Genomic DNA, 12,541 nt, shown 5'->3' on the forward strand with positions numbered 1-12,541 from the left:
TACCCGTCTCCACTAGGTGTTGAGCAACCCGGGCTACTTGGTTCCGCGGATTATACGACGAAGCCTGCCAATGTACTCGGCAATCCGCTTCTCTCCACCGTGTGTGGTGGGCTCGTAATAGACCCGATCGCGCAGGTTCTCCGGTAAATATTCTTGCCGGACCACTCCCCTGGGATCATCGTGAGGATAGGAATATCCCACTGCATTTCCGAGCTTTTTGGCGCCTTCATAGTGACCATCGCGAAGGTGCGCGGGAACGGTACCGATGTGGCCTTGCTGAACATCAGTCAAGGCAGCATCCATGGCCATGATGACAGCATTGGATTTGGGGGCTAGTGCCAAATGAATGGTTGCTTGCGCCAAATTGATCCGCGCTTCTGGCATACCGATTAGTTGCACAGCTTGAGCTGCAGCAATGGCCACTTGCATGGCCGAAGGATCAGCCATACCGATGTCTTCACTTGAGTGAACCACCAACCGGCGGGCAATAAACCGTGGGTCTTCACCGGCATCAATCATGCGCGCCAAATAGTGCAAGGCTGCGTCTACATCGGAGCCTCTAATTGATTTGATCCAGGCACTGACCACGTCATAGTGCTGATCGCCATCGCGGTCATAGCGGACCACTGCGCGGTTAACGTTGGCCATGACGGTGTCAATATCTAAAACGCCGCCATCTTCTACCGCTTCTGCAGCAGCTTCAATGTAGGTCAGGCCTCGGCGGGCATCGCCACCGGCAAGAAGAACCAACTGGTCAACGGCCTCATCGGTGGCGGTGATTCGACCGGCAAGACCACGTTCATCCTCAAGCGCTTTGTTAAGGACAGTTTTAATATCCTCATCGCTTAAAGATTCCAACTGGAGCAGCAAGGACCTGGACAGCAGTGGAGACACCACTGAAAAGGAGGGGTTCTCAGTTGTCGCTGCAACAAGCAGCACGGTGCGGTTTTCCACTGCAGAGAGCAACGCGTCCTGCTGAGTTTTGGAAAACCTATGAACCTCATCAATAAACAGCACGGTGCGCTGCCCTAATTGCAGATCCATCCTCGCACGTTCAATAACGGCGCGGACTTCTTTCACACCTGAGGACAGCGCCGACATCGCCACAAAGCGATCGCCTGCAGCTGCAGAAATCAATGAGGCAATGGTTGTTTTTCCAGTGCCAGGAGGCCCATACAAAATGACGGAGGCATCCCCTGAACCTTCAATGAGCCGGCGAAGTGGCCTGCCCTCCCCCAGCAAATGCTGTTGGCCAACCACTTCATCAAGCGTCCTTGGCCTCATGCGGGCAGCAAGGGGTGCGTGTCCGCCTGGGTGAAAATACTTCGAGGCGGCTTTGGAATTGCTCACGCTGCTTGTGTTGCCTGCGGATCCCGGTGTTTCGGGCGTTTCAAAAAGTGAATCCTGGGCCATAGTGCACAGGTTAGTCGCTTGGCTGAAACAACCAAGCAACCAGTGCTCTTCAGCTAGTCATTTTTGAGGAACAAACGCACCACGTCGTCTGCGAATCGTGCCACCTCAGGGAACCTGGAATCCAGCCCGCGCGCTGCAAATCGCTGAAGCGCGGAGAACGTGTCGTGGAGGTCTTGCTGGACCAGCTCGTCATCTTCGGCAGATCGTGGAATCAACAGTTCATCAAGGTTGGAGACATCCAAAGTGGTGTTTCCATCTTCGGTGACGTGCAGCAGGTTAAGCATGCCGCTGATGGAGCCGAGCTTCATGAAGGCAACACTCGATAGTGCCCAGCCGATGAGAGCGGTCACGATACGTGCTTGGAGGCGCTCTTCATTGTTCACATTGGGCCAGATTCCACGGACTTCTTGGACCCAGGATTCAATGAGTTCGTCTACCTCATCATCAGAGATGGGACGGCTGAACACGAATTGTGGGAAACCTGCGATCACACAAGCAACATCAAAGGTGGCATCCCTGAAACCGGCAACTTCGTAGTCCAGGAAGTGGGTGCGTTCAGCCACGATGATGTTGTCGGGTGACAAATCAAAAGGTGTGAAGGCACGGTGGCGTCCGGAAATCAGGCGTCGCCGAGCTACGCGGGCAAACTCCTCGACGACTTCTGGAACGGTGACCCCGGCGTCGACAAGTATCTTTTTACCCACCTCAATTGCTGCGGGCAGCAACCTATCGCGGTTTTTCTGCATCTCAGCTGTGGCTGGGTATTTGGCCAGCATACGGTTGAGCAGAATGTTGAAGTCTTCTTCGCGGTCTGCGGTGGCGGCGTGCAGGCTGCCCAGCGATTGGCCGAGGTTGCGAAGGATCTGCATGCGTTGATCACCGGTACGCTGATCGATCAGATCCGCAAAGGTGTCGCCGTTGCCGGAATCTGAAATGACCAGGATGCGCTTGTCAATGTCATAGGCCAAAATGACTGGCCCTGGGCGGACATCTTCCGACAAGGAGGTGGTGAACTGGTAGGAGACGATTTCACGCACCAGCGCAGAATCATCAAAGACGTCTCCGGTGCTGGGCACGTACTTCAACACCACGGAGCGCTGTTGGAAGAATGGGGAGTTAGCCACCCTGGCACGCAGCACCGCGGAGGTGCCGGAACCGTTGAGCTGCTCCACGTCAGAAAGAGTTTGTACACCGCCGTAGCGTTTAGACAGCAAATCTTCTGCGATCGCAACAATTTCTTCGTGGCTCAGCATGGGCATTCTCCTTAATACATCCGCCAACAGGCACTGAACAGGTCCCCTAGCTTTACCTGTTCAAAAAAACTTCCGATTAACAATCAATGAATTTGATCGGCGCGGAAGCGCGTATTTCCTCATTCTATGGTACAGAGCACCATAGAAAATGGGGGTGAGTTAGATAACTTCACCCCCATTTCATTCTTAATTACTTCTCAGCAGACTCTTCAGCCTGTGCTTCCGCCTTAGGCTTTGGCTTGGCATCGATGCCAGCTTCCTTACGCTGCTGCGGGGTGATTGCTGCAGGAGCATCAGTCAGTGGGTCGATTCCGCCACCGGACTTAGGGAACGCGATGACGTCGCGGATGGAGTCAAAGCCGCCCAGCAAGGACACGATGCGGTCCCAGCCGAATGCGATTCCGCCGTGTGGAGGTGCGCCGAATGCGAAGGCGTCAAGCAGGAAGCCGAACTTCTCGCGTGCTTCTTCACCGGTGATGCCCATAACCTCGAAAACGCGTTCCTGAACGTCGCGCTGGTGGATACGGATGGAACCGCCACCGATTTCGTTGCCGTTGCACACGATGTCGTATGCGTAAGCAAGTGCGTCACCTGGGTTGGTGTCAAAGTTGTCCAGGAACTCTGGCTTAGGTGAGGTGAAGGCGTGGTGGACTGCGGTCCACTTGGAGTTACCCAGTGCAACGTCACCGGATGCGGTGGCGTCTGCTGCTGGCTCGAACATTGGAGCGTCAACGATCCAGGTGAATGCCCAGTCGCCTTCCTTGATCAGGTCGAGCTTCTTAGCGATCTCGCCACGAGCTGCACCGAGCAGTGCGCGGGAAGACTTGGTGTCTCCCGCTGCGAAGAAGATGCAGTCGCCTGGCTGTGCGCCAACGTGAGCTGCGATTCCTGCGCGCTCAGCGTCGGTGATGTTCTTAGCCACAGGTCCGGACAGCTCGCCGTCTTCACCAACGAGGATGTAAGCAAGTCCCTTAGCACCGCGCTGCTTGGCCCATTCCTGCCATGCGTCGAGCTGACGGCGAGGCTGGGAAGCACCACCGGTCATGACAACTGCGCCGACATATTCGTTCTTGAACACACGGAATGTGGTGTCTTGGAAGAACTCGGTGCACTCGGTGATTTCAATGTCGAAGCGCAGGTCTGGCTTGTCGGAGCCGTAGCGACGCATTGCATCGGCATAGGTCATGCGTGGGATTGGAGTCTTGATCTCATATCCGATCAACTTCCACACCTCAGAGATGATCTCCTCGCCCAGTGCGATGACATCATCCTGGTCCACGAAGGACATTTCAACGTCCAGCTGGGTGAACTCTGGCTGGCGGTCTGCACGGAAATCCTCATCGCGGTAGCAACGAGCGATCTGGTAGTAGCGCTCCATGCCAGCAACTTGCAGCAGCTGCTTGAACAGCTGTGGGGACTGTGGCAATGCGTAGAAGGTGCCTGGGCGCAGACGAGCTGGAACCAGGAAGTCACGTGCGCCTTCTGGGGTGGAACGAGTCAAGGTTGGGGTCTCGATCTCGGTGAAATCGTGGCTGTCCAACACGGTGCGTGCAGCCTTGTTGGCAGCAGAGCGCAGACGCAGGGCGTTCGCCTGAACTGGGCGACGCAGGTCCAGGTAGCGGTACTTCAGACGGGTCTCTTCGCCAACCTCACCAGCAGAGGAGGAATCCTCGATCTGGAAAGGAAGTGGAGCGGACTCGTTGAGTACCTCAAATTCGGTAACGCTGACTTCAATGTCGCCGGATGCAAGGTTAGGGTTTTGAGAGCCTTCTGGGCGCTCTTCGACGACGCCGGTGACGCGTAGGACGAATTCGCTGCGCAGCGCGTGTGCACGCTCAGCAACGTCCTCATTGCGGAAAACAACCTGGGCAATGCCAGTACGGTCGCGAAGATCGATGAAGATCACGCCACCGTGGTCACGGCGACGATTGACCCAGCCGGTCAGAGTAACTGACTGGCCTGCGTTTTCTTTACGAAGCTCGCCTGAGAGATGAGTGCGCAGCACGTTGGTGGAAGTCCTTCCGCTTGGTTTTGATCAGTCGATGGTTTCTGGAGCCTTAAACAATAAGCTCAACCACCCAAAAAGGGCGGGCATGCAGCCCAGAAACAGGCAACACACGCATTGTACCCGCCATCTGGTTTGCCTTGAACCTTGAGTGGTTTATTAGGTGCAGTCAGTTTTCGATTGCGTCCATTTTGTTACACCCGAACCTGTCGGTTTCCCTATGTAATGTGCCATGATTTCTTTCATGACCTTTCGTGATGATGTAACTCGATCAGGTGGAAATGCCCGCAAAAGTGGCGGCGGTGGCCGAGGGATGGCCGTTGGTGGCGGCATCGGTAGCCTGCTCCTAGTCGGGCTCTTCTTGCTCCTTGGCGGTAACCCTGCCGAGATCGACCAGGTTTTAGGTGGCGATCAAACCCAGATCGAGTCTGGAGAGTCCACCGGAGCCGGCGACTTTGATCACTGCCAAACCGGCGCAGATGCCAACGCCAGTGATGATTGTCGCCTTTACTACACCTCATTCTCCGTCAATGAAATGTGGCAGACTTTGCTTCCAGCTCAGGCTGGTATCGAATACACCGAGCCGACATTGACTCTTTTCGAAAACTCCACCCAAACCGGCTGCGGTTTCGCTTCTGCGTCCACTGGGCCGTTTTACTGTCCGTCAGACCAAGACGCTTATTTTGACCTGACTTTCTTCGATCAGATGCGTCAGTTCGGTGCAGAAAACGCCCCGCTTGCCCAGATGTACATCGTGGCGCACGAGTACGGCCACCACATCCAAAACCTCGAGGGCACACTTGGACTGTCCAATTACAACGATCCGGGCGCTGATTCCAACGCCGTCAAGATCGAGTTGCAGGCCGATTGCTACGCAGGCATTTGGGCTAATCACTCCAGCGAAGGCCCGGATCCGCTACTCCAACCCATCACCGAATCTGAGCTAGATTCCGCTCTCCTTGCTGCAAGCGCCGTGGGCGACGACAATATCCAGCAACGATCCGGTGGCGATGTCAATCCTGAAAGCTGGACTCACGGCTCATCGCAGCAGCGCAAAGACGCGTTCCTCGCCGGCTACAACACCGGCCAGATGAGCGCCTGCGACTTCCTCGGCCGGGGCGTCTACAACGACGCTTAAAGCATTACTTTTCGACGTCTCCCCACACCGATTAATTCCGGCCTTAGGCAACTAGCTTAAGGCCGTTTCTTCATCTTTAGGGCCAGTGGATTCAGTAAGCCCTAACCGTGCACGCTCCTCATCAATAACCCGTGCTGCCAGCTGTGATTCAGTGATATCCACAGCATCTGGAATCTCTGCGGTTTCAGATAGCCGGGCGTAGACGTCGAAGACGTGAGTTTTGCCTGCCAGGATTTCTAGCATGCGTTCGTCTGCGGTTTCGTCGCCGATGAGTCGGTGGACTTGGACGGTGGCGGTTTGGCCCATGCGGTGGACTCGGGCGACGGCCTGCTGTTCGATGGTTGGCTTTACTTGAGGTTCACAAATAATGCAGAGGCTCGCGGATTGGATGTTTAGGCCTACTCCCCCGGCGGTGATTTGGGCAATGAGGGCGGATCCGGGTTTGGAGTGGGACAGGGCGTCGACAAGCAATTGGCGCTTGGTGGCTGGCACGTCGCCGGAAATGCGGCCGATGACGCGCTCGCCTAGATGCTTTTCCAGTTCGTCGAGGACGTCGAGGAAGTAGGTGAAGATGAGGGCTTTGCGGCCGTGTTCTTCTGCTTCTTCGAGGAGTTCTAGGATGCGTTGCATTTTTGCGGAAGTTAGGCGTGGTGTTGGTGAGAGCATGGCGGAGCGGCGCATGCCCATCCAGCTGCCTTGGCGGACTTGGTCGTCGTAGGCGCTGCGGTCTTCTGGGGTGAGGTCGATCCAGTCGATGGAGTCGGTGCGCTCTGGGAGTTCGTCAAGCACATCAGCTTGATTTCTGCGCAGATAGGCTGGTGCGATGCGCTCGCGGAAATTCTCGGCCTGCATTTTGGACATGCCACGGGTGATCAGCTCCGGTTGGATGTAGCGCACGAGATTTACAAACTCTTCCACTTTGTTTTCTAGTGGTGTGCCGGTCATCAGAAGGGTGTATGGGGCGGCGTCGATAAGTTTGCGCAGTGCTTGGGTGCGTTTGGTGGAGGGGTTTTTGATCAGGTGGGCTTCATCGGCAATGACCAGACCCGGCGCAGGGATGTCCATGGTGCGGACGCCGTCGTAGGTGCAGATTGCGATTCCGTTGGTGTTAGACCAGGCGTTGATGGCGTCTTGTTTGTTGTCTCCGTGGGCGATGAATACGGGGAGGTTGAGGAAGCGTTTGCATTCGCGGGTCCAGTTAACAATGACGGATGCGGGTACGACGACGAGGGTGCGGAAGTCTTTTTCGGTGGCGGCAAGGTGTGCAGCTGCGGAGAGGGCTTGGACTGTTTTGCCGAGTCCCATGTCGTCGCCGAGGAGGGTTTTCTTTTGGATGATGGCGAAGCGGGCGCCGAATGATTGGTATCCGCGGAGGTGGAGGTCGGTGAGATGAGTTTTGTCGAGGGTGAGGTCTCTGATTTTTTGGAGGGTGGTGGCGTCGAGGAGTTCGTCTGCGCCTTCGATGTCGCGGCCGAGCAGCGTGGCTAGCAGGCCTTGGTAGTGAGCGGGACGGGAGATGTAGTCGTCCCAGATGTCGGCGGGTGGGGTGGTGATTGTTTGTGGGTGGAAGAGGTTGGGGTTTGCGTCGATCCAGCGGAGGTCGTCGGTGAAGTTGTTGAACTCAGGCGTTGCTGGGTTGATGACGATGTAGGGGTCGAGGCTTGGGGGTATGTGTTCTACGTAGTCGATGACGCGGGTGCGGCGGGCGCGTTCTTCGGGCGTGATGGTTTCGGTTTGGTCGAAGCGAGCCAGCACGTTGATTAGACGCATGGCGGGTTGGGTAGGTTCGTCGCCGATGGAGGTGTTTTGGCGGCGTAGTGCTTCTTGTTTGAGTGTTTCTGCTGCGGCTTTCATCCGCCCCGCGGTTTGGGCGCCGATACCTTGCACGGTGGTGAGGATGGAGGTGTGTGTTTTTAGGACGTCGGCGACGGTTGCGACGTGGATGGAATCGAGGGATCCAAAGCGCAGGCGGTGATCGGTGGCGGTGCGGAGAGCATCGACGGGGAGTTGTTCGAGGAGTATCTGTACGTGGAGCTCGTTGATGGATGTGAGGTGTTTCTCGGCTTCGCTTTTCAGCCGGTATTCGGAGTTAGGATCTTGGGCGTAGCGTTGAACTACCCGGCGCGCTTGGGCAAGGGTATGTCCGTCCCAGGGTTCGGCACTGAATCCAGCGATACCGAGGGCTGAGGCGAGTACCTGTTGTGCGCGTTCGATGTAGCGCTCTCCCACTCCATGAATACCTGGGAAAAGTGCAACGCCTTGTTGTTGGCGGGTGCGGGCAGCGTGGACGCCCTCGAGCATGCGGGAGACTTCGTGGGTGGTAGATGAAATCTCGTCGAGTTTGACCATGAGGTCGAAGACAGCTTGGTCGCCGGCTTGGACCTTGGTGGGGTTGAATAGTCTGCGGAACATGCCGCCTTGGCCCTCGTTGATGATCTGGCATAGGCGTGGGATCGAAGCGACTGATGCGACGTAATCGGTAAGGGTGGCTTCTGCATTCATGCCGTCTAGAAAGACGTTGACATACAGGTTGTCAGGCCAGGTGATGTTGCGGGATGGGATCAGATAGGTATCGGTGCCGAGTGTCCCTTTGTCCCCTACTGTGGCCGTTCCGGGTGTTTTCAACAGTCGGAGCACGTTGTTTGCTTGTTCGGCAAGGTTGATTGTGTGCTGTGCTCTATCTAGCAGTGCAGAGATTTGTGCCCGGTCCATAGCGTTTGATTCTGCCATTAACGCTATTGAACCGGGCGGGAAAAGCTTCTAGACCTTCAGTTCTGGGTGGTAATCCTTCATGCGAAGGACCTTGTTTGTTCTATTCGCCAGGGTGGAGATGGCAAGCATCAGTGCCCAGATGAAGAGCAGTACCCAGATTGCTTGCATGAAGCGTGGGTCATTGGATGGGGTTTCGTTGAAGATCATTTGACGCATGAGGTTGACTGCGTAGGTGATCGGGTCGTAGGTGTGGAACCAGTGGAAGAATGCTGGCTGGGTTTCTGGTGGGTATAGGCCACCGGAGGAGACTAGCTGGAAGGACATCATCACGATGGACAGCACACGGCCTGCGGAGGGTCCTGCCACGTTGTTGAACATATGGGTAATGGAGATGAATACCCATGAGATGGCGACCATCGCCATCCACAGTCCAGCTGGGTGAGCTGGATTGAGGTCGAGCAGGAAGTACAGTACTGCCCACATGATGGTTGCTTGGCCAAGGCCTAAGACTGTTGCTGGAAGGTAGCTTGCCAGGGTGCCTCGGAAGCCTCCCATGCGGGAGTCAAGTGCGCGGCGACTGATTGGGTGCAGGATCATCCAGGCAACGGTTGCTCCCATGAACAGGCCGACAGCCATGAAGAATGGTGCGAGACCAATACCGAAGAGCGGTGTGGTGTCTCCTGCTTGTTCTGTTTCAACTGGGGTTGCGATGGTGGTGTCTGCGCCGTCAGCGAAGGTTGGTACTTGGCTTGCGCCGTCGGTGAGTTTGAGGGCGAGTTCGCTGGAGCCTTCATCAAGCTGGACGGTGCCGTCGCGCAGTGCTTGTGCGCCAACAACTAGCTGTTCTGAACCTGCGGCCAATTGGCTGATGCCATCAGCGAGGGTGCGTGCACCGATGCTGAGTTGGCTGGATCCGTCTTTCAGGGTTTGCAGGCCGGCTGCTAGTTGCTGGGATGCGCTCACAGCGGAGTCCACGCCGGAGCGGTAGGTGCTGGAGGGGTCAGATAGTTCAGAGGCAATGGTGGCTGCGCCGTCGCGCAGGGTGATCAGCTGGGAGTTGATGTCTGGAACATAGGCGGTCAGTGGTGCTACTTGGTCGACAAGTTGGCCCACGCCATCTGAAACCTGGGTTGCGCCTTGGCCTAGTTGGGCGGTGCCCGCAGACAGGCTGGATAGACCGTCGGCGAGCGTTTGGCTGCCTGTAGCCGCGGAGCCGAGGCCGGTGTCGAGCTGGCTGGCGCCGTCGGCAAGCGATTGCGCACCTTCATTGGCACTTGCGATGCCGTCGCGCAGGGTGACCGCGCCGTCGGCAAGCTGAACGGCGCCGTCGTTGGCGGAACCGACGCCATCGCTGAGCGTAGTGGCACCTTCGGCGGCTTGGTTCATGCCGTCGCCCAAGGTGGAGAAACCGACGAGCATGTTATCCACAATGCGGACGCCGAATTCCGTGTCCATGGTCTCCACAACAGTGTTGACCACCTGGTTGCCCAGCATGGAGGCAATGAAGCCGTTGCTGTTGTTGAATACCGCGTTGACGGTTGCTGGCGCGGGTGAATCGCTGGTCACGCTGGCAATAGAATCGCTGAAGTTCTTCGGAATTTCAATGCCGAAATAATAGGTACCGTCGTTGATTCCCTCGCGGGCTTCCTCGGCGCTGACTTCAATGAATTTGATGTTGTCTTGCTCCAGGAGGTTCTCCACCACCTGGGCGCCGGCATCGAGTTCACCTTCGTCCTGATTGACCACGGCCACGGGAAGCTTGGACAAGCCACCGATGGGGTCATAGTAGGCAGAAACAAAGACGCCGCCGAAAAGCAACGGCAGCAACATGACCACAACAAACCCCAATGGTGGGAGTTTTCCGCGGCCAAATCGTTTCAGTTCTGAGCCAAAGTGTAAAAATGCCATTAGTTTCCAGCCCCCGTAATGGTCAAAGCGGTATCGGCCAAGGAATCAAAGTCTGGGTTGGTTGATACGACGACCACAGGGAGATCCTCTGCAACACCTTTCAATGCGTGCAACACTTCCGCACGCAATTCCATGCTGCGCACTTGATCGGGATCATCCACGACCAACAGTTGCGCCTCTGGCCGCGCCAGCAGCGCCAGCGCGATGCGCAGCTTAAAACGCTCGAGCACGCTGAGGTCGCCGATTAAGGTTTTAGGGTTCAGGTTCAGGCCAAGATGCTTTTCGACGTCAACCCACTGTCCCGAATCACTAATATCCCTGGGCACCATCAGGTACCAAGGGCTTGACCAGGCGAGTTGTTCACGGACAACGGTGCGCACAGTGACAAGTCGCTCGAGTGAATCGATTTCAGGGATGCCCGCCAAAGCCACATGCTTGGCCAGTTTGGTTGCCTTGATGGGTTCGCCGTTTAATTCGATGGTTCCGGTGGAGGCGCGCATGCGGCCGGAAAGTACCAAAGAAAAGGAACTGGATTGGGATTCGCGCCCGGTGCTCAGCAAGGTGAGCCCGCTGTCTGGAGCTATCTCAACATCGGCGAAGGGTGTGTCGCGGATGGAGAGCCCAGAGCTTCTCAAAAGAGGAGTATTCATGTATCTTCTTCCGTAAGTGGAGGAAACACTATCAGTTAACGTAGGCTATTTTAGAACCACCACCACCCCCGCTGTCAACTGGAGAACAAAAACATGAGAGCAGACGCACTAAAACGCCGCGAACACATCATCACCACAACCTGCAATCTCTACCGCACTCACCATCATGATTCGCTCACCATGGACAACATTGCAGAACAGGCAGGAGTGGGTGTTGCAACTTTATACCGAAACTTCCCCGATCGCTTCACACTGGACATGGCATGCGCCCAATACCTTTTCAACGTGGTCATCTCCCTCCAACTCCAAGCCATCAGCACCTTCCCCACCGACCCAGAAGGCGTGTGGACCTCCTTCAACCAACTACTTTTCGACCGCGGCCTAGGCTCCCTCGTCCCAGCACTTGCCCCAGAATCCTTAGACGACCTCCCCGACGAGGTCTCCGCCCTGCGTCGCACCACAGAGAAAAACACCACAACACTCATCAACCTGGCCAAGCAGCACGGACTCGTACACCACGACATCGCGCCGGGCACCTACATCGTCGGTTTGATTACCATTTCCCGTCCACCCATCACCGCACTGGCGACAATTTCAGAAAACTCCCACAAAGCACTCCTTGGCCTTTATTTGTCCGGTCTTAAACACGGCGCGATGGCTAACATCGAAAAACATGACGGAAAGCCCTGATCTAGCAGTCTCCTTTTTATCCGCCTTCAATGACATCGAAGCCCACCTTCGAACCCAGCTGCGCGCCAAACGCTCCGACAGTTTCAGGTGGATGGTACGTATCGCCGAGAAACAGCACCTGACCTCTAAAGAACAAGCAGAAACACTCGATGCTTTTGCAGAGCTTCGCAACGCAATTAGCCACGGCCAATACAACGATCTACGCCCCATTGCAGATCCCCGCCCCGACACCGTAGACACCATTGAGAAAATTCGATCTCTTTTACTCAACCCACCCATCGCCTTAGATGTGCTTCCCGCGCAAAAAGTTCGCTCCTACTCACTTGAAGATCCAGTGAGTAAAGCCTTAGAAGTTGTGCGAACCACAGAGATCTCCCAATTCCCCATATATAGCGGAACGGAATACGTGGCACTGCTAACTACCAACACGATCGCTCGTTGGGTCGCCTCCGATTTACATGACAACGCCCAGCTGGATGCACGCTCCATTAATGATGTGCTGGATTATGCAGAATCTTCCGACACAGCAGTCTTTTTGCCCCGCTCCTCAACGGCCCAAGAAATCATCGACATCATGACCGGCCCCAAACTCCCCTGGTCCGTCATCTTGACCGAGCACGGTAAACCCCACCAAAAGCCCCTGCGTGTTGTCACTGGTCGAGACATGCGAACACTGATGGACATGCTCAAAATCTATTAGTCATACCTATTTAGAATTTTTGTTGACGCGTCCATTAAAAACTGCTAGTTTGGTGACATATCAACAAACTTG

9 protein-coding genes are annotated in these 12,541 nt (G+C 55.9%); 3 read left to right on the forward strand and 6 right to left on the reverse strand.

Annotated elements, in window-relative coordinates; all coding sequences use genetic code 11:
* Window positions 1-33 precede the first annotated feature (33 nt).
* The 3 genes from KW808_RS08835 to aspS all read right to left on the reverse strand — a co-directional run bounded on the left by KW808_RS08835 (window position 34) and on the right by aspS (window position 4,671).
* Window positions 34-1,413 (reverse strand): replication-associated recombination protein A, encoded by a 1,380-nt coding sequence (locus KW808_RS08835; RefSeq protein WP_003855936.1) that lies wholly within the window; start codon window positions 1,411-1,413, stop codon window positions 34-36.
* A 53-nt stretch (window positions 1,414-1,466) separates the two neighbouring features.
* A complete protein-coding gene (locus tag KW808_RS08840) occupies window positions 1,467-2,666 on the reverse strand; it encodes a phosphotransferase family protein (RefSeq protein WP_003855934.1) in 1,200 nt (399 codons plus the stop codon).
* Between the two features lie 190 nt (window positions 2,667-2,856).
* Complete coding sequence (gene aspS, locus KW808_RS08845; RefSeq protein ID WP_003862165.1) at window positions 2,857-4,671, reverse strand: aspartate--tRNA ligase; 1,815 nt, start codon at window positions 4,669-4,671, stop codon at window positions 2,857-2,859.
* 244 nt (window positions 4,672-4,915) lie between these two features.
* Between aspS and ypfJ the strand changes: the two genes are divergently transcribed.
* The gene (gene ypfJ, locus KW808_RS08850; protein ID WP_413540397.1) at window positions 4,916-5,809 is read left to right on the forward strand and encodes a KPN_02809 family neutral zinc metallopeptidase; all 894 of its coding nucleotides are present in this window, start codon (window positions 4,916-4,918) and stop codon (window positions 5,807-5,809) included.
* 51 nt (window positions 5,810-5,860) lie between these two features.
* Here ypfJ and KW808_RS08855 read toward each other — a convergent pair whose 3' ends face one another.
* From KW808_RS08855 to KW808_RS08865, 3 genes are read right to left on the reverse strand one after another with little or no spacing between them, the layout of a single operon-like run.
* Window positions 5,861-8,539 carry a DEAD/DEAH box helicase gene (locus KW808_RS08855; protein WP_080708836.1) on the reverse strand — a complete coding sequence of 893 codons (2,679 nt, stop codon included), beginning with the start codon at window positions 8,537-8,539 and terminating at the stop codon, window positions 5,861-5,863.
* A gap of 30 nt (window positions 8,540-8,569) precedes the next feature.
* On the reverse strand, window positions 8,570-10,429 hold the full coding sequence (locus tag KW808_RS08860) for a YhgE/Pip family protein (protein WP_499651950.1): 1,860 nt from the start codon (window positions 10,427-10,429) through the stop codon (window positions 8,570-8,572).
* A complete protein-coding gene (locus tag KW808_RS08865; RefSeq protein ID WP_003862155.1) occupies window positions 10,429-11,079 on the reverse strand; it encodes a P-loop NTPase family protein in 651 nt (216 codons plus the stop codon). The genes KW808_RS08860 and KW808_RS08865 overlap by 1 nt, the downstream gene beginning before the upstream one ends.
* Window positions 11,080-11,172: 93 nt before the next feature.
* On the opposite strand from KW808_RS08865, the gene cssR reads away from it, so the two are divergent.
* Window positions 11,173-11,769 (forward strand): transcriptional repressor CssR, encoded by a 597-nt coding sequence (gene cssR / locus KW808_RS08870; protein ID WP_003862153.1) that lies wholly within the window; start codon window positions 11,173-11,175, stop codon window positions 11,767-11,769.
* Window positions 11,753-12,469 (forward strand): hypothetical protein, encoded by a 717-nt coding sequence (locus KW808_RS08875; protein WP_003862150.1) that lies wholly within the window; start codon window positions 11,753-11,755, stop codon window positions 12,467-12,469. The genes cssR and KW808_RS08875 overlap by 17 nt, the downstream gene beginning before the upstream one ends.
* Window positions 12,470-12,541 lie beyond the last annotated feature (72 nt).

This window comes from [Brevibacterium] flavum (genome assembly GCF_019317305.1).
GTDB classification, from domain to species: domain Bacteria; phylum Actinomycetota; class Actinomycetes; order Mycobacteriales; family Mycobacteriaceae; genus Corynebacterium; species Corynebacterium glutamicum.

Bases quoted from the DNA above. Each gene is read 5' to 3' on its own strand.
- KW808_RS08855 (WP_080708836.1), bottom strand. From the start codon at position 8,539: ATGGCAGAATCAAACGCTATGGACCGGGCACAAATCTCTGCACTGCTA.
- cssR (WP_003862153.1), top strand. From the start codon at position 11,173: ATGAGAGCAGACGCACTAAAACGCCGCGAACACATCATCACCACAACC.
- ypfJ (WP_413540397.1), top strand. From the start codon at position 4,916: ATGACCTTTCGTGATGATGTAACTCGATCAGGTGGAAATGCCCGCAAA.
- KW808_RS08875 (WP_003862150.1), top strand. From the start codon at position 11,753: ATGACGGAAAGCCCTGATCTAGCAGTCTCCTTTTTATCCGCCTTCAAT.
- KW808_RS08860 (WP_499651950.1), bottom strand. From the start codon at position 10,429: ATGGCATTTTTACACTTTGGCTCAGAACTGAAACGATTTGGCCGCGGA.
- KW808_RS08840 (WP_003855934.1), bottom strand. From the start codon at position 2,666: ATGCTGAGCCACGAAGAAATTGTTGCGATCGCAGAAGATTTGCTGTCT.
- KW808_RS08835 (WP_003855936.1), bottom strand. From the start codon at position 1,413: ATGGCCCAGGATTCACTTTTTGAAACGCCCGAAACACCGGGATCCGCA.
- KW808_RS08865 (WP_003862155.1), bottom strand. From the start codon at position 11,079: ATGAATACTCCTCTTTTGAGAAGCTCTGGGCTCTCCATCCGCGACACA.